Source organism: Mesorhizobium abyssinicae, assembly GCF_049887195.1.
Classification (GTDB): domain Bacteria; phylum Pseudomonadota; class Alphaproteobacteria; order Rhizobiales; family Rhizobiaceae; genus Mesorhizobium; species Mesorhizobium abyssinicae.
This window is the reverse complement of record NZ_JARAKC010000025.1, coordinates 42,274-60,891: the sequence shown is the minus strand read 5'-3', so window position 1 is coordinate 60,891 and position 18,618 is coordinate 42,274. Positions and strand designations below refer to the sequence as shown.

General features: G+C 60.6%; 23 protein-coding genes and 1 pseudogene. 16 read left to right on the top strand and 8 right to left on the bottom strand.

The features are described from left to right. Positions 1-125: 125 nt before the first annotated feature. The 5 genes and pseudogenes from PU724_RS29615 to PU724_RS29595 all read left to right on the top strand — a co-directional run. Positions 126-503: pseudogene (locus PU724_RS29615) on the top strand (hypothetical protein); the annotation flags it as partial. A 166-nt stretch (positions 504-669) separates the two neighbouring features. After that, on the top strand, positions 670-2,766 hold the full coding sequence (locus tag PU724_RS29610; RefSeq protein WP_354422484.1) for a ParB/RepB/Spo0J family partition protein: 2,097 nt from the start codon (positions 670-672) through the stop codon (positions 2,764-2,766). A gap of 60 nt (positions 2,767-2,826) precedes the next feature. Continuing rightward, positions 2,827-3,876 (top strand): DUF7146 domain-containing protein, encoded by a 1,050-nt coding sequence (locus PU724_RS29605; protein WP_354422486.1) that lies wholly within the window; start codon positions 2,827-2,829, stop codon positions 3,874-3,876. Positions 3,877-4,233: 357 nt separating this feature from the next. Then, on the top strand, positions 4,234-5,163 hold the full coding sequence (locus PU724_RS29600; RefSeq protein ID WP_354422488.1) for a DUF2493 domain-containing protein: 930 nt from the start codon (positions 4,234-4,236) through the stop codon (positions 5,161-5,163). Positions 5,164-5,517: 354 nt separating this feature from the next. Next, positions 5,518-5,685, top strand: a complete 168-nt coding sequence (locus PU724_RS29595) for a hypothetical protein (RefSeq protein ID WP_189347588.1) — start codon at positions 5,518-5,520, stop codon at positions 5,683-5,685. 226 nt (positions 5,686-5,911) lie between these two features. On the opposite strand, the gene PU724_RS29590 is transcribed toward PU724_RS29595, so the two are convergent. Further along, complete coding sequence (locus tag PU724_RS29590) at positions 5,912-6,220, bottom strand: hypothetical protein (RefSeq protein ID WP_127400100.1); 309 nt, start codon at positions 6,218-6,220, stop codon at positions 5,912-5,914. Between the two features lie 438 nt (positions 6,221-6,658). Here PU724_RS29590 and PU724_RS29585 point away from each other — a divergent pair, with 438 nt between their 5' ends. After that, positions 6,659-6,835: a hypothetical protein gene (locus PU724_RS29585; RefSeq protein WP_354422491.1), complete on the top strand. Its 177-nt coding sequence runs from the start codon at positions 6,659-6,661 to the stop codon at positions 6,833-6,835. A gap of 1,037 nt (positions 6,836-7,872) precedes the next feature. On the opposite strand, the gene PU724_RS29580 is transcribed toward PU724_RS29585, so the two are convergent. Both PU724_RS29580 and PU724_RS29575 read right to left on the bottom strand, forming a co-directional pair. Then, positions 7,873-8,061, bottom strand: coding sequence for a DUF3606 domain-containing protein (locus tag PU724_RS29580; protein WP_127282181.1), 189 nt, complete (start codon positions 8,059-8,061; stop codon positions 7,873-7,875). Positions 8,062-8,106: 45 nt separating this feature from the next. Then, positions 8,107-8,403 (bottom strand): helix-turn-helix domain-containing protein, encoded by a 297-nt coding sequence (locus tag PU724_RS29575; protein ID WP_354422493.1) that lies wholly within the window; start codon positions 8,401-8,403, stop codon positions 8,107-8,109. A gap of 869 nt (positions 8,404-9,272) precedes the next feature. Here PU724_RS29575 and PU724_RS29570 point away from each other — a divergent pair. From PU724_RS29570 to PU724_RS29560, 3 genes are read left to right on the top strand one after another with little or no spacing between them, the layout of a single operon-like run. Continuing rightward, on the top strand, positions 9,273-9,614 hold the full coding sequence (locus PU724_RS29570) for a hypothetical protein (RefSeq protein WP_354422495.1): 342 nt from the start codon (positions 9,273-9,275) through the stop codon (positions 9,612-9,614). 12 nt (positions 9,615-9,626) lie between these two features. Further along, complete coding sequence (locus PU724_RS29565; RefSeq protein WP_354422497.1) at positions 9,627-9,956, top strand: hypothetical protein; 330 nt, start codon at positions 9,627-9,629, stop codon at positions 9,954-9,956. Between the two features lie 57 nt (positions 9,957-10,013). Beyond that, positions 10,014-11,012 carry a hypothetical protein gene (locus PU724_RS29560; RefSeq protein ID WP_354422499.1) on the top strand — a complete coding sequence of 333 codons (999 nt, stop codon included), beginning with the start codon at positions 10,014-10,016 and terminating at the stop codon, positions 11,010-11,012. A 307-nt stretch (positions 11,013-11,319) separates the two neighbouring features. Here PU724_RS29560 and PU724_RS29555 read toward each other — a convergent pair whose 3' ends face one another. Next, on the bottom strand, positions 11,320-11,607 hold the full coding sequence (locus tag PU724_RS29555; protein WP_354422500.1) for a hypothetical protein: 288 nt from the start codon (positions 11,605-11,607) through the stop codon (positions 11,320-11,322). A gap of 9 nt (positions 11,608-11,616) precedes the next feature. After that, a complete protein-coding gene (locus tag PU724_RS29550; protein ID WP_354422502.1) occupies positions 11,617-11,871 on the bottom strand; it encodes a hypothetical protein in 255 nt (84 codons plus the stop codon). Between the two features lie 147 nt (positions 11,872-12,018). Between PU724_RS29550 and PU724_RS29545 the strand changes: the two genes are divergently transcribed. The 3 genes from PU724_RS29545 to PU724_RS29535 all read left to right on the top strand — a co-directional run bounded on the left by PU724_RS29545 (position 12,019) and on the right by PU724_RS29535 (position 14,389). Next, positions 12,019-12,879, top strand: coding sequence for an ATP-dependent DNA ligase (locus tag PU724_RS29545; protein WP_354422504.1), 861 nt, complete (start codon positions 12,019-12,021; stop codon positions 12,877-12,879). Between the two features lie 112 nt (positions 12,880-12,991). Then, entirely contained in the window at positions 12,992-13,999 is a 1,008-nt protein-coding gene (locus PU724_RS29540; RefSeq protein WP_354422506.1) for a sensor histidine kinase, read from the top strand. A 6-nt stretch (positions 14,000-14,005) separates the two neighbouring features. Beyond that, a complete protein-coding gene (locus PU724_RS29535; protein WP_354422508.1) occupies positions 14,006-14,389 on the top strand; it encodes a response regulator in 384 nt (127 codons plus the stop codon). On the opposite strand, the gene PU724_RS29530 is transcribed toward PU724_RS29535, so the two are convergent. Then, entirely contained in the window at positions 14,380-14,556 is a 177-nt protein-coding gene (locus PU724_RS29530) for a hypothetical protein (RefSeq protein ID WP_354422509.1), read from the bottom strand. The two genes, PU724_RS29535 and PU724_RS29530, sit on opposite strands and share 10 nt — an antisense overlap. Before the next feature lie 272 nt (positions 14,557-14,828). Here PU724_RS29530 and PU724_RS29525 point away from each other — a divergent pair, with 272 nt between their 5' ends. The 4 genes from PU724_RS29525 (at position 14,829) to PU724_RS29510 (ending at position 16,894) form a co-directional block, all read left to right on the top strand. Continuing rightward, on the top strand, positions 14,829-15,014 hold the full coding sequence (locus PU724_RS29525) for a hypothetical protein (protein ID WP_354422511.1): 186 nt from the start codon (positions 14,829-14,831) through the stop codon (positions 15,012-15,014). Between the two features lie 132 nt (positions 15,015-15,146). Further along, complete coding sequence (locus PU724_RS29520) at positions 15,147-15,542, top strand: response regulator (RefSeq protein ID WP_354422513.1); 396 nt, start codon at positions 15,147-15,149, stop codon at positions 15,540-15,542. Between the two features lie 685 nt (positions 15,543-16,227). Then, the gene (locus PU724_RS29515) at positions 16,228-16,476 is read left to right on the top strand and encodes a DUF6894 family protein (protein ID WP_354422515.1); all 249 of its coding nucleotides are present in this window, start codon (positions 16,228-16,230) and stop codon (positions 16,474-16,476) included. Between the two features lie 136 nt (positions 16,477-16,612). Next, positions 16,613-16,894, top strand: a complete 282-nt coding sequence (locus tag PU724_RS29510; protein ID WP_354422517.1) for a hypothetical protein — start codon at positions 16,613-16,615, stop codon at positions 16,892-16,894. Positions 16,895-17,301: 407 nt separating this feature from the next. Here PU724_RS29510 and PU724_RS29505 read toward each other — a convergent pair whose 3' ends face one another. Both PU724_RS29505 and PU724_RS29500 read right to left on the bottom strand, forming a co-directional pair. Next, entirely contained in the window at positions 17,302-17,466 is a 165-nt protein-coding gene (locus tag PU724_RS29505; RefSeq protein WP_354422519.1) for a hypothetical protein, read from the bottom strand. Further along, entirely contained in the window at positions 17,448-18,470 is a 1,023-nt protein-coding gene (locus PU724_RS29500) for a hypothetical protein (protein WP_354422521.1), read from the bottom strand. The genes PU724_RS29505 and PU724_RS29500 overlap by 19 nt, the downstream gene beginning before the upstream one ends. Positions 18,471-18,618: the final 148 nt, after the last annotated feature.

The window sequence follows — 18,618 nt, the reverse complement described above, 5'->3', positions numbered from 1 at the left end:
CGGTTACAGGCACGACTGGATCGTATGCATGCAAACGTAGGAGCCGGATGATGGGAAACTATCACGTCCGGTTCCGTGGGAGGGGTAGAGGTCAATCCCATCGGGAACCCTCGCCCCTACCCGACGGTGTTGAGGAGTTCGAGGAGATTACCATTCGTCATTCGAAATACGCAGCTTCACGTTTTGCGCGTGAGGCCGCGCCGGCGCTTGCACGCTTTGCCAATTCGTCGCCCATGCCCTTCATCAACGGCATCAAGGCGGCGCGCGAGCGGATCGTTGCCCGTACCGATGACGATCGCGGCGACTTCCTGCGCAAGCGTGGCTTCTCAAAGGCGGAGGCGACCAGGATCATTGAGACAGTGCTGACCGAGGAAGGTCGCAAGCCTGAAAGTGTTTTCGACTTCGTGCAGGGCATCACGGCGGTGGCTCGCGACAAGACCCATCAGGATGCCCGGCTTGATCTGGAGGCGCGGGCGAAGAAGCTGTTCGACAAGGCGGTCTGACATTCTGGAAGCCAGGAGATGCACCGGTCTCCAGTTCTGTCCGCTTCGCGTCTTCTTTTTCTCGTGCTGCGGCGTCGTCCTCAAGAGTAAGAGGGCGGCGCTGCGCTTTGTGACGGGTTGGAGGTCGAGAGAGTGGCTTTCGGCTGCCCGTCGCGGAGTAACATCGATGGCTGCTATTGCCAAAAAGATCACCCTGTCGTCTTCGCGCGACATCCCTTTCAACAAGCTTGTGCTCAGTCAGGCAAATGTCAGGCGCGTGAAAGCCGGCGTCTCGGTTGAAGAACTGGCCGAGGACGTTGCCCGCCGCGGCCTGTTGCAGGGGCTCAGCGTCCGGCCAGTCAGGGATGAAGCCGGAGTGGAAACCGGCATGTTCGAGATTCCGGCAGGTGGCCGCCGTTATCGGGCGTTGGACCTGCTAGTCAGGCAGAAGCGCCTCAGCAAAACCGCGCCGGTTCCCTGCATCGTGCGAGAGGATGGCATTGCCGAGGAGGACTCGCTGGCGGAAAACGTCCAGCGCGCGCCCCTTCATCCCCTCGATCAGTTCCGTGCCTTCCTCGCCCTTCGCGAAAAGGGCCAGTCGGAGGAGGAGATCGCTGCCGCGTTCTTCGTCTCGGTCGGTGTCGTCAAGCAACGCCTGAAGCTGGCTTCGGTGTCACCGGCACTGCTTGAGATTTATGCCGAAGATGGTCTGACGCTCGATCAACTCATGGCGTTCACCGTGTCCGGCGATCATGAGCGTCAGCAGCAGGTTCTCGAACGCATGAAGGCCTCGTATGACAAGCAGCCCTATGCCATTCGGCGCATGCTGACCGAGGGCGCGGTGCGTGCGTCAGACAAGCGGGTGCAGTTCATCGGCATCGACGCCTATGTCGATGGCGGTGGCACAGTCATGCGCGACCTGTTCCAAGGCGACGACGGTGGCTGGCTGCAGGACGTCGTCCTGGTTGATCGGCTGGTCGCAGACGAGATGGAACGCCAGGCGGAGGCAATTCGCGCAGAAGGCTGGAAGTGGATCGAAATCGCGCCCGATTTCGCCTACGGCCACGCCTTCGGTCTCCGCCAGCTGCGCGGCGAACCGTCCCCCCTTAGCGCCGAGGAGGAGTTGACGCGCAAGGCCTTGCAACTCGAGCTCGATCGTCTGTCGGAGGAATATGACAGCCTCGAGGACCTTCCGGACGAAATCGATCAGCGTCTGGCTGAGTTGGAGACCGGACTTCAGTCCTTCGAAACCCGGCCACTCACCTTCGACCCGCTCGAGGTTGCCCGCGCCGGTGGCTTCATCAGCATCGCGCCAGACGGTTGTCTTCGCGTCGAGCGCGGCTACGTCCGTCCCGAGGACGAGTTGCCCATCGAGACACAGCCAAGCGAAGAGGGGGAGGAACCCTTGGAGGCTTCTGGCGTCCGAGACGGGGGCAGCGTTTCGGCCGACAATGAGCCGCTGGCCGACCCCGAAGGGGACGATCGCATCTCGCCGATCTCTGACCGGCTCATGACGGAACTGACGGCACATCGCACGCTCGGCCTCCGTCAGGCGCTCGGTGGAAATCCGGACATAGCCTTCCTCGCCGCCTTGCACGCGTTCACGCTGAAGATCTTCTACCAATATGGGTCGGATACCTGCCTGGAACTGGACTTGAAGAGCGTCAGCTTCGGCGCCCAAGCGCCAGGATTGAACGACAGCACCTGCGCACAGGCGATCCGTGTCCGACACGACGACTGGGCCAACGCGCTGCCGAAGGAAGCCACCGACCTTTGGGACGCCCTTCGCGGCTGGGATCGCGATCGCCAGGCCGCGCTTTTCGCCTATGTCGTCAGCATGTCGGTCAACGCTGTGCATGAAGCATGGAACAGGCGCCCGCGCGCTCTCGCCCATGCCGACCGGCTGGCACACGCCATCGACCTCGACATGACGGCGGCCGGCTGGCGGCCGTCTGTCGACAACTTCCTCGGACGTGTCACAAAGGCGCGCATTCTCCAGGCACTCACTGAAGCGAAGGGCCAGGAAGCCGCTGACCGAATAGCGCACCTCAAGAAGGGCGACATGGCGAGCGAGGCGGAGAAGCTGATCGGGAGCAGCGGTTGGCTACCTGAGCCCCTGCGCACCCCGGGAAACGGGAATACAGAAACGAATGAGACAGGATCGCCGCAAACGGTGGTCGAAGCGACGGCAGGGAACGACGGCGAATTGTCCGTGGCCGACACCGAGAGCTTCGCTGAAAATGACGAAGCCGCGAATGAGCCTCACACGATCGCTGCTGAATGATCAGCCGCAAGTCTTCATCTGGCCCGCCGGAGACGGCGGGCTTTTTTCTGGAGCCGGACCGTGTCTAGAAGCCCGAACGACCTCGCGCGCCGTCTCAGCCGGCAGGCGGAGGCGGTATGTCGGAACTATCTTTCAAACGGCCGGCGCCACGGCAACTATTGGCTGGTAGGCGACGCCCGAAACACGCCTGGGCGATCGATGTATGTAAGGCTGAACGACACTCCCAAAGGTCCCGCCGGCAAATGGACTGATGCTGCTACCGGCGAGCACGGTGACCTGCTGGACGTGATCCGCGAGAGCTGCGGCCTGATCGACTTTATCGATATCAGCGCGGAAGCCTGCAACTTTTTGAGCTTGCCGCGCTCCGAACAGCAGCCGACGGTATCGAAGCAGACCAGGGCGCTGGCACCTTCCGGTTCTGCAGGAGCAGCGCGGCGGTTGGTCTCCATGTCGCGGTCGATACCAGGAACGCTTGTGGAGACCTATCTTCGTGGACGCGCGATCACAGCCTTGCACGAGACCGGGAGCCTTCGGTTTCATCCGCGCTGCTATTACCGTCCGGAACGCGGCCCGACCGAAACATGGCCGGCAATGATCGCAACCGTCACCGACCTCAAAGGCAAACTCACCGGCGCCCACCGCACCTGGCTCGATCCGGGCGGATTTAGCGAGGCTCACCTTGGCCGCGCTCCGATTGAGACGCCGAGACGCGCCATGGGCCAACTGCTCGGACACGCCGTCCGCTTCGGCTGCTGTTGCGATGTCATGGCTGCCGGCGAAGGCATCGAGACCATGTTATCGCAACGCACTGTCCTGCCCGCCATGCCGGCACTCGCGGCACTGTCGGCGGCGCATCTGTCCGCAATCCTGTTTCCTGAAACATTGCGGCGGCTCTATATCGCCCGTGACAATGATCCAGCCGGTGCCGGAGCAGTGGCAACTCTCATTGAACGCACCAATGCGGCCGGTATCGAGGCGATGGTCCTGGTACCGCAGCTCGGCGACTTCAATGAGGACCTGCGCCTTCTCGGTGCCGACGCCTTGAGGGCGATCCTGCGGGTGCAGATCGCGCCGCAGGATGTCTCGCGCTTCATGGCGCTGGCGGCCTGACCGGAAGGGGAAGAAGGGAGGCGTGCCAGCGATGTGTGGCTTGGCTGGGCGGATGTACCTTCGCCGGGCGAGGGCCGGCCCACGGCCTTCCAGAAGGCGATCGGGCGCCGGCCGGTCCGGACAGGCAATGGCTACGCCCGGCTAATTTTCCGGCGGCCCTTGCCACCCCGCGCGGCGGGCCGCGCGAGACCCCGTCTGCGGGCCTTTCCATCGCGAGACAAAATAGCCGGGCTCCGCAATCCTCCACTTGCGTTCCGGCCCTGCGCTGCCGTTTCGGGTGCAGATCCGGACCGTCCATCGCCTTCGTCGCCATGAAGGCCGCGATGGGCGCGGCCGATCCCGCGAAGGCAAGCCGCCATGAACACCGAGCACGACACCGGCTTCGAGCCGCAACCCGCATTATCACCAACCGATCATGTCCTTCAGGAGCTTCAGGTTTACGGCTTCCGTCCCTTTGAAGACGAACCCGACCCGCGCCCGCTTCCCGAAGGCAAGGTGGTCGCAGCCAGCATCGCCGATATCTTCGACGCTCTCGTGGTGGCAATGGCCGACACACGCCTTGAACCCGATCTCGAGGAACTCCTGTGGGGAACGGTTAACCTGTTCCATCGCGCGACCAGGCGGATCGAGGGGGAACTCGATGAAAACGAGCTTAGCCAGCTGCGGCTGCAGCGCGAACAGGACGGATCCGAGGTCAAGTCGGTCGAGCTCGAGCGGCAGATCGCCCAAGGTCAGACTCTGCTTGAACGCCGCAGCGCCTTCGAATTGATGCGCGACCAGGCCGCCGAGCACTACGAGCGTAACACCCACTCGATCTGGCGCCCGCGTTCCGGTTCTGTCGTCAACCATCGCCACCTGACCGCGGCAATGATCGACAGCAGGGACTTCGTTGCCGCGAGAAAGCATGCGGACAGCCAGGTGCTGTTGCCACCCGGACCGAAAGTCGCTTTCACCGGCGGGCTCGATTTCAACGACCATCGGCTGATCTGGGCCAAGCTGGACAAGGTCCATGGCAAGCATCCGGATATGGTCCTGCTGCATGGCGGATCACCAAAAGGTGCCGAGTTGATCGCGGCCAAATGGGCTCACAGTCGCAAGGTGCCACAGATCGCCTTCAGGCCGGACTGGACCAGGCATGCCAAGGCCGCGCCCTTCAAGCGCAACGACGCCATGCTCGACATTCTGCCGATTGGCGTCATTCATTTCCCCGGCTCCGGCATTCAGGACAACCTTGCCGACAAGGCCCGCAGGCTCGGCATTCCGGTGATGAAGTTCGGCGCCACGTGAAGAGGCCACCTTTTCACTCGCCGCAAGTCATTCGCCCCGATTTCCGTCGCTGCCGGCGCATTGATCCGACGACCGTTTCTGCCGATGTGGCGTCGATGAAAGCAAGGCGGCGAACCATGAGGTTCTCATCCCTTCTCGTCCTTGAATGAGAACAGGGAACCGATCCCCGCGTTTGTCGACGCAATTCCTTGACCCGGTCCGAAGGCCTGATGCCATCAACCCATAAAGGGTCGGACTACGCCAAGCGTGCCGCCGTTCCGGCTTGCCTTCACGGTGATTGCGGCCCTCGGCCGGACACATCGGGCGCCTGTCGCGCGGGGATCGCTCCCCGCTTCCAAAGCAGGAGCCGGAAAGATGTCCCTCATGGAAGCCAACGCCTTCGCCTTCAGCCTCGCCACCAGCCTCATGGTCAGCATCGTCATCTTTCGCGCTGGCGACGGCACGCTCGCTGTCTCACCGGCAGACGAATACGACGGCGACCCCTCCGAGATCGTCGGTGAGATAGACCCCCACGCCTCATGAATCGTCGCGACTTTGCCGACGGCCCGCGTGGCGCGGCTGCCTCTCGAACACCCGTGCCGGCGTTCGCGCCGCTTTGAGGGTGCCCGGCGAAGGCGGGGGGCTATCGCCTAACATTTGTTAGCGCGGAATACCTGCCTGCCGTGCGAGCATATTTGCGGCTCGACCCTCGCGGGCTCTAGGGTCGTGACCACCTCTTGCCCGCTGGCTTCGGCCGGCGGGCTTTTTGTTACGTCGCCTTATCGACCAGCGGCGTCTTCCGTTTCGGCGCCACGTAGCTGGTGACAAGCCGCACCGTGTTGAGCCTGACCGTTACTGGAACGCCAAGGTTCACCGTCACTCTGTCCTCGTAGACATGCGTGACGTCGCCCACCAACTCGACCTTCTGCCCGCTGCTCACGTTTGGCGACCGGTCTACGATCGAATGCGGCTGGTGGTAGGAAGGGATCAACACGGCGACCCGATCCTCAGTCACGCGCTTGCGCACGGTCGCGGTGATCGCGACCTCGTCGCCGACTTTGATGCTGCCCTTCGCCATGAAGGAGACTCTGGGGCGCAGGGCGGCATAGTCAAGCAGTTGCTAAAATAGACCATTGCAGGAGGCTCATTCGGACCTCGGTCCACATCGCATGATGAGGCCTGATCGGATACGTTTTGCTCCTCGCCGACTGTTGAAACCACTCCTCCCCGGATTGGAAGATGTCGGCGGCTAGCCCGGCTCGCAAGTCCTGTGTCACCTCGACCAGCGAGCCGGGCTTGGCAAACAGCAGCCCGACGGTCGGGGATGCTTGTTGACCGCCGGGCCTAGCCGGCAAGGCTACCGGCTGGCGACGTTATAGGCTCTTCCATCTTCTGCTATTTGGCAAAAAAGCGGTGGGTGTCGGGTTCCTCTATCCGCAAATCGGATGAGCCCAGAGTCGCGACCCACTCGAAACAAAAGCCAACTTCAGCGGTTCCTGTCATTGGAGGAACCGTTATGTGCCCGGCAATCGACAATGAAGATGAGCGCATCGCCCATCTAAAGCTGTTGGCGGAGCGACTGATGAGGGAGACTGGCATCGGGCAGGAAGAGGCGAAGCGACTGGTCGAGTTGATTGGAACTGATTGGAATTCGCTGCTTCGCGAGGCTAAATTCCTGAAAGGTCGACCCTAGAGGGTTGCCGGCCGGCACTAGCGGATCCGCTGGATGCGGCCTTTGTCGAGTCGAAACACCCCGTTCTGGCCGCCTTGCTTCTCAAAGTCGGTTTGTATCTCATCCCAGGTGCCAAGGTACTTTCCGCAATCATCGCAAAAAATGGGGGTATCCGGACGAGCGTCATCGGGAATCCTGAGCCTGATGGTGAGGCAGTATGGGCATTCCAATCGATGATCGAGATATTTCGGGGCCATAGACCGTTCACTGTGCTCTGATTGGCGCTGGATCCGTTCCACATTATGGAGTCTGGGGCCGTCGGCTGCCTCGTCAAGCGGATGCTAATATTTGTGTCCGGACATGGAACAGACCTTCGCGGTCGCGGTTCTATCTGGAGCGGTCATCTGCCGCTCCTGGGTGGCCAGAGAGCCCGTCGCCATGTCCTCCAGGCGACGGGCTCTCTCGTGCCTCCTTGGAGGTACGAAGTTTTGAAAGCGATCGCCACAACTCGGTCTCGTCGGCATATCCGTTGTCGAAAACTTCGAAGATTTGAGAGGCAAGATGTTCCCTCTGGTCCTGTCCTTGAGCGCCAGCCGGCGTGCTTTGCACAGTCGGTCAAAGACCCGCTGCAGCAAGTCCAGATCAGCGGGTTCGTACACCCCACTGTTGCGCGACAATGACATCGTTGCCGCCCTAAAACCCTGGTCGGAATTATCTCACACTGCAGGGCTGGCGCGAAGAAAAATCAGCGGGTCTGTCGGCGGTGGATAGCGTCTCAGTCGAAAATTTCAGGGAACAGTTTCAGGTCTGGCGGATTTCTATCGCGAGCGGCCAGTCCCCTCCGCCGCTCCCCAAGCAAGAGCCCGTCGTTCTCTCCCCGAGACGGCGGGCTTCGCGTTTCCTGCAGGTATCGCGCCACGTCGATGCTCGCGTACGGCAGGGTTTGAGGCGCTTGTCGCGTCATGACGGGGCCGATGTAGACAAGGTCTGGTGGTCGGCCCGGTGCTCAGGCCAAGGCGGCTGGCCTCATTGGTGGTCTCACGTCTGGGAATTTCTCGTCATCGTCCTGGCAATGCCTTGGCAGCCTTAGTCAGGGTCGCGCGATCATTGCCGTGCTTGCGGATGAGTTCTCGAACTTGAGCCGGTGTGATGTTGTTCTGCAGGGCGAATAAATTCACCTCATACTCATCGTCGAGTGAGATTTGGCCTGCGGCGCGGAGGTCGGCTCTGCTTTTGTCCTTTGCCATCTCGTGACTCCTTCCGCCAGGATCTCCTTATGCGAGGAGTTTCTTCTATTCCGCCGCGCGATTTGTCTGCCGACGGCGCCACGATCTGTTGCCGGTGTGGCGACCACCAGTCTGAACCTCAGGGCGCGCTAGTGATGGGCTCCCTTCGGCGGAAAAGACAATTCCCGACCCTTCGAAAGCCAGGAGCATAGCGGCGACCTTGCGGGGATGCGGTTTCCTTAGCCCATTCTCAAATTCGCTGATCGTCGCTTCGCTAAGATTGCACTTGGCGCCAAGCCGCACGCGCGACCACTTCAATAGCGTTCTTGCTGCTAGCAACTGCTCTGCAGTCAGGTTTCGCACTTCACGGACCTCCTGTTGACCAATAGCGGACTGAAAGGAAGGTTCCGGAGCATTTCAGGGTTTGCTAACGGAACTGAAACGGCCATGCGATATTGAATCAATTCGATGTCGCGTGGGTCCCGATGCGTAAAAGCGTTCCGGGGCCAGGGCCTTTCTCGTTATCGGATCCAAACGGCCCTCCCCGAAGTTGCCACTTGCGCTTACCGATCGGGACTTCGGTCGCAAGCTCGACTAAGCCGAATGCCGGCTTAGCCATCTCATTAGAAAGTGCTAAAGTTTCCTTATCGGAGCTATTTGATGGATGAGGCAGCCGTTTACCTAGAGGCGAAGCGACGGGCCGATTCGCTTGCGCCGCCGCCCAAATTTGACCCTTTCCGTGCAGGAATGAACGGGGCGGTTGTGACCGCAAGCGCGATGGCGGTCTTCCACCGGCTTGCTGTTATCGACCACATGACGGGGGCAATCGGCGTCATCATCCTTTTCGGATTTGCGCTGCCATACTTCCATCTGCGGAGCGAGGATCGAAGGCACTCGGAGGCCTTTGAGGCTGAGTATGCCAGTCAGTTGGACCTGGAGAGGGCACGAGAAATGAGCGTGCCTGCTGTCAAGACAAGCTCATCTCCGCTGAGACGAACCCGTCAGCCGATAAGAAAGACCCGCCTGCCGGCAAAACCCGCCCGGGGTGGCCGCCCCCGTTGGAGCACCCGTTGGCAGGGTCCTAAGTCAATTTAGCAAGTTGGAACAAAATTCCTGAAGGGTGAGGAGAAGCTCCGCCACGCGTCGCTGAAGGGACTTTTGGGAAGCGTGAGGGTCGTCAGTTTCAGGGCAGCGGGCTCGGCTTGTCGCTGAGAGTACGCAAGTAGGCAACGTTGACCCTTTCAGCCTCGTCGGATGCAGCCGTGCGGTCGGGCGGAGATTTGCAGAAGTCCGGGATTGGAGCTGGTGTTGGTTTTGCCACGGGCCTGGCAGCCCCGTTTGTCGCCCCGCTAATTGGCAAAGGCGTCAAGGCTGTCGCCGACAAGGTGCAACTGAGCGCCATTGCCAAGGCGCTCGGCCTCGACAAGGGCGCCGCCAAGGTGCTGGCGAGTGCTGTCCGGCAGGACGCGGTTGAACCGGGCACGCTCTCGCAGCTCGGCAACGACGCTATGTTGATGGATTCTCGGCCCGAACCTCCGTCACACGGCGGGCGCCATCGCCGCGACGCCTGGTGAAGGCAAGGAATCGTGCGCGGTGCGATTGGTGCACGCGATGCCAATGCCAACTGGCGCATCCGGTCCAGCCTCAACGAGACGCTTGGCGAGGCTCCTACGCCATCGCGCATCATCGACCGGGCGACCCGAAACCAGCAATACCTGCAGCCAGAATATCGGGAAGCCTTGCGGGAGGCTTCACCAGTCGATTCCGCGCCGATCGCCGGCTATCTCGACGCCGAGGCCCAGACGCTGCGCGGCGAGGCGCAGAAGGGCGTTCAGCGGGTTCGGAACATGCTCAACTACACGCCGACGCCCGACGAAAGCTCCCGCGCTCGCGCCAGGTGGCCAGGCTCTACCTGAGCTTGGGCTGATCAGCGACGCCAGACGCTGCTGAACACGCGGCACGCCGTCGATGATTTGCTGGAAACCACGCAGGGCAGCAACGCGCTGAACGCTCTACAAACCGCCCGTCAAGCGATCGATGACGAGCTTCGTGCCACAGTGCCCGGTATCAAGGAAGTAGATGCGAAGTTCGCCGAACTGGCTCGCCAGAAGGATGCCGTTCAGCGGGGCCAGACGGTGCTGTCCAGCGGTCGGGAGGCGCCCCGGCCCGAGGAGCTCGCCGACGAGTTCAGGCAAGGCGCGCTACCACAGGGTTTGCACGTCGGCCCGTCAGCCGTGCCGCTGCGCTTGCGTGAGGGCGCCCGCGCCGAGATTGAGCGCATTGTAGGCACCAACGCGAATGACCGCGTCGCGCTTCAGCGCCTGATCAAGGGGGAAGGGGACTGGAATCGTGCTCGCCTCTCGACCTTGTTCGGCTCCGACAAGGCCAAGACCATCATCGATCTACTCGACCGGGAACGGCTGTTTAACGACACGTCGAACATCGTCACGCGCAATTCCGAGACGGCGGCGCGCATCGCGGCCAGGGATGCCATCGACGGCGGTGGCAGCAGCGGTTTCGGCGTGCGCGAGGGCTTTATTGCCGGCGGCGCGCGCGGCGCAGCACGCGCGGCAGGAACGCGAGCCGTGGAGAGCGTCATCGACGCTTTGCGAAATGGCGGCAACGACAAAGCAATTGACGATATGGCTCGTAGCCTGACCGGCGGCCCACAATGCGCTTATGAGGGCAGGCCAGGGCTCACCGCTTCAGCAGTCACTTATGAGGGCAGGCCAGGGCTCACCGCTTCAGCAGTCAGAGATCGATCGTGTGGCGCGCGCTCTGCTGCTCAGCGGACCGACTGCCGTCAACCGCCCTTGAACACGCTTGGCGGTCTTCGTAAATCCATAAAGCAGCACGGCGGCGGCGCCGACCATGAAGCCAACAGCAAATTTCACACCGAGCAAATTGAACATCCAGTCGGCGCCCTGATGGATCACGGCCAGGACGGCAATGGTGATCACCGCTGCGATTAGCTGAAGGACGGTGGTTCGCGACATGGCGCGGAACATAATGCGAAACCCGTGAAAGCGAAAGGGATGCCCTGGCGCACCGCTCTTGGAACAAATCCGACGAAGCGCGGTTGAAAAGGTGTCTGCGATTGTTCCCCTCAAAACTTTCGCAGACTGGGTGGAAACACCGGCCCGCGTCCTTGCCGAGAGGGCGCGGGTTCTCCATTCAAACCAGTCGCTGGATACTTCTTCTAGACGGAAACACCGTCGCCCCCGCCTTGCTTCTCAAAGTTCCGGCGAGCGTCATCGTGGCCATCTCCTTGCCCGCTGTTTAGGTCGGCGGGCTTTTTGCTCGGCTGGCCTTTTGCCGTAAAGGGCTCGGCGCTCCAATGCTCGACTTAATGCTTGGAGAAGGCGGCTTCATTCTCGCATCCTCCCGCCACTGCTTGAAGCGAACAAAGGCTTCTGCTGCGGCATCGCATTGGATACGCGATGGACCATTTGTGTGCAGGATCACTTGCGCGGCGCGCCTGGAGAGGCCGTGCTTTTCCATGAACAAATCGAGGTCGTACGGGCAGTTGTCGGAGACTGGGTCGCTGCTGGCCTGATATTTGCCCACTCGTTCCTCCTATTCCCTCACGGCAACGCGCGAAGTCGGCGAGCAGTCTGCGATGGAATCGAAGTCGACTGTGACCAAGCCACCGCCGTCAATCCGAACAGTTATCTTGCCATCAGTGCTATCGACGCGCGTCGCGCCGCTGATTGGGACTTTTTCACCGGCCCTGGCCTTCTTCGGCGTGTCGATCGCTAGGGGAAAGTTGTAAGTCGGGATGCTCACGCTCGAAACACCATCCTCCATCACCTTCAGGATGGTGGCTGTCAAAGTGATCTCATCACCAGCTCGCGGACCTCGCGCCATCGTCTCCACCGCTTTGAGCCGGGTAGTTAATTAAACATTCAAGTTAGCTAAAATGTTCCGGAACCGGATCGGGGTCTGTGCCTTGAATCGCCGTCCTGTCGAGTTTCGTTGATGCGTTTGAAGTTCATTGAGCCTTTGATGCCGACTCTGGTCGAGAGGCCGCCCGAGGGCGATGCCTGGATCCATGAGGTGAAGTTCGACGGCTACCGGTCGCAAATCATCATTGATGACGCCGAAGTTCGCATCCTCACCCGACGCGGCCTCGATTGGACAGCCAAATATCGGGACTTGGCCGAAGCCGCCAAAGGACTGAACGTCCGGAGCGCGATCATAGATGGAGAAATCATCGTCCTGAACGACGCGGGCGTCTCCGATTTCGGGGAACTGCGCAAAGCTATCACCGGGCGCCAGCACGACCTCTATTTCGTCGCCTTTGATCTCCTGTATCTCAACGGTCACGACCTGCGCGACATGCCTTTGATCGATCGCCGGGAAATCCTCCAGGCAATGATTCCCGCGGGTCAACACATCCAGTTCAGCGAGGCGCTGCCGGGCACCGGCGACGCGGTCTTTCATCTTGTGGATCGGGCTGGACTCGAAGGCATGGTTTCGAAGCGAAAGGATAGCAAGTATCGTTCTGGGCCGTCGACCAGCTGGTTAAAGGCGAAATGCTTCACCACCGACGAATACGATCTGCTTGGCGTCGAGCGCGAGGCTGGCAAGCCGGCCTTCGCACTGATGGCAGAGCGCGGCACCGGGCGCTATGTGGGCAGCGCGTTCATCACCTTGAACCGGGAAATGCGTGAACAGCTCTGGCAGCGCGTCCAGGAGGCTCCAGGAAGCCCGCCGAAGGGTATGAAGCGGCCGGCGACGCAGTGGGTCAAGCCGGGGCTGATCGGCCGTGTGAAGCACCTGCGCGGCGAGGAGGATTTGCGGCACGCTTCGCTGCAGGATTTCTGGGATGAGCCCTAAAGGCAGCGCCGCGCCACAGGGGCGGTCGGAAGGCCGTCGCTTTGCCAGCCTCAAGGGTTGTGGCTTGACCCGTTGACTAATACCGTAGGCCGATCTTGTCGGGGACATACCCATGGTGAACTTGGAAGACCTCTACCGGATACTGCGGACCGGCCATGTGCAAGCGCAGGGCGTCGTGGATACCGTCCCTACCCCTTTGCTGGTGCTAGACGGGGCCCTCTGCATCCAGAGCGCCAACCGCGCATTCTTCCGAACATTCAAAGTCCAGCGCGACGACACCATTGGAAAACATATCTACGACCTCGGAGACGGTCAGTGGGATATTCCCGAACTGCGTCTCCTGCTCACGGACGTGATCCCGAAGAGCACTGCCGTTATCGACTATAAGGTGGAGCACGATTTCCCCGGCGTCGGTAAGCGCACCATGCTGGTTACGGCGCGCACCATCATCCACGACGACGTCGGCACCACTATGTTGCTGTCGCTCGCCGATGCCACGGACAGAACCCGCACCGAGGCCGAATTTGAGGTTCTCGTCGGCGAGCTTCGGCATCGGATGAAGAACCTGCTGGCACTGGTACGGGCACTCGCTAACCAGACCAAGGCTGAAGGCGTCTCGGGGGAGGCATATCGAGACGCGTTCCTTGGCCGGCTGGCGGCCGTCGTGGACGCGAATGACCAAGGCGTTGTGGGCGGCCGCGATGGCGACCTTGCCGCGCTGGTAGCACATGCGCTGGAACCGTTCGCAGCAAGCCCCAACGCCGTAAAGATCGACAACGGGCCGCCTGTAAAACTGGATAGCAAGAGTTTGATGTCTCTCGCGCTTGCGCTCCATGAGCTGGCGACGAACGCTCTCAAATACGGGGCTCTGTCGAAAGCAGGCGGACAGGTTCATGTGCGCTGGGAGGTTGAGGAAGCGGAGACCCGACTGCTCCGGCTGACTTGGACCGAAAGCGGTGGCCCCAAAGTGATCCCGCCAGCTTCTACGGGCTTTGGAACGAAGTTGATCCAGTTCGCAATAGCATACGATCCGGGGGGCAAAGTGGAACCTACCTATGCGGCTACCGGTTTAAAGGTGCAGATGGTCATTCCGCTCACGAGGGCGAGCCAACAAGATTGAACGCAGGTGCAAAAGACGGTCCTTATCGTGGAAGATGAATTTCTGATCGCGATGGACCTCAAATCCATGCTCGAACGGCGGGGATGGCGTGTGCTGGGGCCGGTTGCGACTGTGGCGGCAGCATCTCGCATACTGGAGAGCGAACTGCCGTCCGTCGCCTTGCTCGACGTAAATCTCGGCAATGAGCTGGTCACGCCAGTAGCGGAAAAGCTGAGCAGCCTCAATGTACCATTCGCCTTGGCGAGTGCTTATGACCGGCCGGAGCTTGTCGGCGGGGCCGTTCTAGCGGGTGCGCCCAACGTTGGGAAACCCACCCCAGAGCGCCGCCTCCTGGACGTGTTGGCGAAGTTACTGGAACCTGACGCCCTGCGACCTCCTACCTACAGATAGTCCTCGCCCTCGGCCCGATGCTCAAAGCAGAACCAGTGCGGTGCCTGCTTCGGCTTAGCGAAGCCCCAGCCGGCATCTTTGCTGCAGCCGTCGTGCTCGCAGACATGATGCTGGACACCGGGCGGGGTGCCATATTCAGGCTTGGGCAGTCGGATTTCGTCGCTCATGAGCAACAGTGAACGAAATGAGAACAAAACTGTCAAGCGGTCAGCGTCTCGATTATTGCTGATGACATCTGCGGCCCAGCGGTCGGGGTGTGGGGCTGGGGGGGTCGGCCGCCGGGCCTACCGGCAAACTGATAAAGGGGGACGTTTGTCGGCGGCCGAATTATAGGCCGACATAGCGGGATATAGAATAGGTTTCCATCACCATCCCAAGACCGCCGACCCAAACCTACGCTCATCTGGTTCCGGGCCATAAATCCCTTTAAAATACCGCGATGAAGCGCAGCAGCACGATCTATGCCGTCTATCACCCGCCCGTGTTCGGGCTTCCGTTTCTCGCGGTAGTTCTGAAACCGGACGGCACGATAACCTCTCGGCAGTTCAAGACGGCCGATGAGGCACGTGCCTTCAACAAGGTCATGGCGCAGGCGGATCAATCACGCGGCAAGACGCAGCATTAAGGTGCGGAGAGCCCCGCCTAGTGGCGAGTTAAGCCGGCTATGCGGGCCTGCGGACGGATTTCGATTTGACTCGCTATCTCGCCGATATGTATAATTTTCCTTGATGACCCGACAACCCAAAGGGGGGCGTCGATGTTGTGTTCTGTCGTTCCCATTAATTCAGGCCAGTTCAAGCCGGCACTGCAGGGACGCCGAGTCCTTGTCGTAGAGGACGAGTATCTGATCGCAGCCGAACTCGAAGAAGCGATCAGGGAAGCTGGCGGCAGGGTAATCGGCCCGGTGGCTAATCCTGAAGATGCATCGAAGAAAATCGCCAGCGAGGACGTCGAATGCGCCACGGTTGACATAAAGCTGGGTGCTGCCGCGACTTTCGCCGTCGCGGCCGAATTGAAGGCGCACGGCATCCCGTTCATATTCGTCACGGGGTATGACCAGACCATTATCCCAAGCGAATTTTCGGGCGTTCAGCGTCTTGTGAAACCCGTTATGCCCGATGACCTCACCAGGCATTTGACCGAGCTGACCTAGTTCACCGGCCCTTGTCCGTTCCAGCGGATGCCCGCCCAAAGCCCCCCGAAGCCCCGCAGGCCGGGCAATCTTGTTAAGCGTTGCGGTGGGCCTTTGAGCGGTCGTTTCTCCGGTGCTAATATGGTGCCCATGCTCCCGTGGGACACCGATCAGGAAATCATCGACAACGCCCGTCGTATCATTGACCGGACGTACCGGGAGATTAGGGAGATCAAATGGACGGTCTTTGAAACCCGGCGCACTATTGAACATTCGCGCCAGGTTCTAGAACGTTCTCACGCCCTGACTTTTCCAGCAACCGCTCTAAGTGTCGGTGGTGCAGATGCTGCGTGTCTTCGAGCAAATTCAGAAAATCCCGCGCTCGTCCGAGAGGCAGGTGAAGACGCTTCAATTCCGCGACACGAGCCCGTTGCTGGGTGAGATGCTGCTTACCTAGTTGGATGTGCCCTCGCACCATGCGGATGTCATCTGCAAGTGCCATCGGGGGAAACGCTTATAGGCCGGAACAGTTCCGCGTCGACGGGACAGCGCTTCCGTCGCACTTACGGCTCGAGGGCGGCCCGGCAGGCTGACGGGGTAGGCCAGCAAACGCCGGGCCTAACCGGCGTTGGGTTCGGGACGCCGTGCCCATAGCCGGCCCTCAAATTTGAATGCCGCCACGGTTCCTTTATCTCACAGTGGCCGAATGTCGAAGTACCTCTTCGAGGTTGTGAGAAATGGGCACGCTCTTGGCGATGCCTGGGTCGATCTCGATGGCCTGAGCGAAATGCGACGAGAGGCGCTCAAGGCTCTGCAAGACATAGCGGTCGACGAAATGGCCTCAAGCGATTTGGATGAATTCATGACCGTCTCCGTCCATGACGAAGCCGGGCGACTGGTCTATTCTGCTACCATCGTCTCTCAGTCGTTTCCGGTTTCGCAGCAGTCCCACTAAGCGGGGAACATCCCTGGGGGGCGCTGACGCGCATGCTTGCCATCATTGCCCGCACCGGCAAGCGCCAGAGCGTGCCGGACGGGCTGCGCGCCGCCAAGCGGCGGCGGCGCAGAAACGCGCGCTGGCGGGCCTCCCTATGGCGCGCTATATCGGCCGGATGAGCAAGGGCTGGACGTTTCAATCCCTGATCGACGCGAAGATGACCGTGACGGCGTTTTGCCACTGGTCGCCCTGCAACCATAGCCAGAAGCTCGATCTCGCCCAGCTCCGGGACCGCTACGGCCCTGACGCGCCGGCTATGGCCGATGACCTCATTCCCCGGCTGAAATGCAACCGGTGCGGCGGGACGGCCGTAGGGGTGATCTACACCCCTGACACCAGCCCCAACGCCTACGGCAAGCCTGAGGGCAAAGCCTGATGCTGCCCGTCCTCGCCTTCCTCGCCTCGCTGGCCTTGGTCTGTGCGCTGGTGCTGCACTCAAAGACTCGCCGGGCATGAAACCCCAAGCCCACGGCCCGGCGAGATCAACAACCCGATACCCCCTTTGATCGGGACCGGTGGGAGGACACCGGCAATCTCTTCAGTGCAAAACGGATGCCGGCATTTTGGTCCCGAAATGAGACACAGGACTTCTGGGGGGAGCGTCCTGGCAGGCGGCCGGCGGCATCGTCTAAAGCAGATGCTAATATATGCGAACGGCATGGGAACAAACGATCACCACCCTCGTTGAAGGGGCTGGCCGGATGCCCTTGTGTCCCAATCCCCTCTTCCGGCCAGCCTTGTTGAGCCAAGCCCGCTGCTGTCCCCTCGGCAGCGGGTTTCGCGTTAGTGCAACAGCATGTAGGCACCCATACCGGCCATCAGCAGGCAGGCGGACATGCCGACCATGTCGCGCTGCCGGTAGCGCCAGAGCGCGCCGGCAAGCATCGAGGCCGTGATGGCGGCGATGTAGAGATATGCTGAACTGCAATTTAGCCCAAAGGGTGCCATTCTCCCGATATGTTTATCACGTATCCGGCCCTGACGTTTTTGTGTCGTCGACGATCTTCAGGATAGATGGTAACCGCTATCGGGAATTGGCCAATCTTCTCGTGCTTCCGATCGGCAAGATGAATCATCATACTTTCGGCGGCATTGGTCAGCCCCTCGATCCATGCCGATAGAAAGACCACTAAATCTGTTTGGCCGATCGGGGTTTTGGCATGGAGCACAGCAATGCTCGGACGCCGAATGACCCCGTCGGCTCCCAGCTCAAAATCCTTCACTATTAAACGCTGGATCTCACTTGGATGTTCGACGCAGTGCCGTGCGTTTCGAATTTGATGCGCAAACGGCGACAATTCTCTTGCGAACAAGGTCAAGGAGTCATTGGCCCCATACTCTTCGACAAAAAACTTCTCCAGGCTATCGGGCCATCCCCCTAAAACCTTTATCCGGGCCGACCCGTAGAAAAACTCAGGTAGACGGTAGACGGCTTGGAGAGCATGCTCGATCTTCTGGACATACGTGTTCGCGCGCGCAACAACCTCAGTGACTGCAGGTATTCTTGATCGGTTGAACTCCTTTGCTGCCTCGATCTCGCGGCCTTCATCAGCCTCTATCGCGTCCCGTATCTTCTCTGCGGCCAAAAGCTGGCTCATTATTTCGAGCGAAGTCGTGATGCACAGGTCGCGCATCTTTCGCTCGGGGAAGTGGTTCTTTGTGAAAAGTTGATTTGCCGTCATTAGGGTTCGACCAACTATCTCGGATTCTGAACCAGAATCCGCCACCAATTGTTGCGTGTTGGGGATGTCAATGTTGGTGCGATCGGGATCGATCTGGTCTGCCATTTTGATTGCATAGACAGACTTGTCCTTGATCAGAAACATTGCTTCGGCGGTGGAAACCATGCCGGTTACAGCCCCATCCCCTGCGTGGCCAACCTCCATTGAAAAGGCAGATTCGCGCTTCCTATCAATCGTGCGCTTCTCTTTCGCGTCTTCGTTCGCCGCCACGGGTTTGCCCTCCCAAGAGCTGGGAACATGCGACGCAGAGCCGTTCCCCACAAGGGGAGTGCTTGACGATTTCAGCGAACAGAAGCATCGTGCCAAGCGGAGCCTAGAAACTCCCGCCGATAGGGCTTGCCGGCCCGTAGGCAGCCAG

Excerpts from the sequence above, each read along its gene's own strand:
- PU724_RS29505 (WP_354422519.1), bottom strand. The coding sequence starts at position 17,466 with ATGGCACCCTTTGGGCTAAATTGCAGTTCAGCATATCTCTACATCGCC.
- PU724_RS29580 (WP_127282181.1), bottom strand. The coding sequence starts at position 8,061 with ATGGCAAAGGACAAAAGCAGAGCCGACCTCCGCGCCGCAGGCCAAATC.
- PU724_RS29585 (WP_354422491.1), top strand. The coding sequence starts at position 6,659 with ATGTGCCCGGCAATCGACAATGAAGATGAGCGCATCGCCCATCTAAAG.
- PU724_RS29510 (WP_354422517.1), top strand. The coding sequence starts at position 16,613 with ATGGCGCGCTATATCGGCCGGATGAGCAAGGGCTGGACGTTTCAATCC.
- PU724_RS29545 (WP_354422504.1), top strand. The coding sequence starts at position 12,019 with ATGCGTTTGAAGTTCATTGAGCCTTTGATGCCGACTCTGGTCGAGAGG.
- PU724_RS29540 (WP_354422506.1), top strand. The coding sequence starts at position 12,992 with ATGGTGAACTTGGAAGACCTCTACCGGATACTGCGGACCGGCCATGTG.
- PU724_RS29520 (WP_354422513.1), top strand. The coding sequence starts at position 15,147 with ATGTTGTGTTCTGTCGTTCCCATTAATTCAGGCCAGTTCAAGCCGGCA.
- PU724_RS29600 (WP_354422488.1), top strand. The coding sequence starts at position 4,234 with ATGAACACCGAGCACGACACCGGCTTCGAGCCGCAACCCGCATTATCA.
- PU724_RS29595 (WP_189347588.1), top strand. The coding sequence starts at position 5,518 with ATGTCCCTCATGGAAGCCAACGCCTTCGCCTTCAGCCTCGCCACCAGC.
- PU724_RS29530 (WP_354422509.1), bottom strand. The coding sequence starts at position 14,556 with ATGAGCGACGAAATCCGACTGCCCAAGCCTGAATATGGCACCCCGCCC.
- PU724_RS29590 (WP_127400100.1), bottom strand. The coding sequence starts at position 6,220 with ATGGCGAAGGGCAGCATCAAAGTCGGCGACGAGGTCGCGATCACCGCG.
- PU724_RS29525 (WP_354422511.1), top strand. The coding sequence starts at position 14,829 with ATGAAGCGCAGCAGCACGATCTATGCCGTCTATCACCCGCCCGTGTTC.
- PU724_RS29610 (WP_354422484.1), top strand. The coding sequence starts at position 670 with ATGGCTGCTATTGCCAAAAAGATCACCCTGTCGTCTTCGCGCGACATC.
- PU724_RS29515 (WP_354422515.1), top strand. The coding sequence starts at position 16,228 with ATGTCGAAGTACCTCTTCGAGGTTGTGAGAAATGGGCACGCTCTTGGC.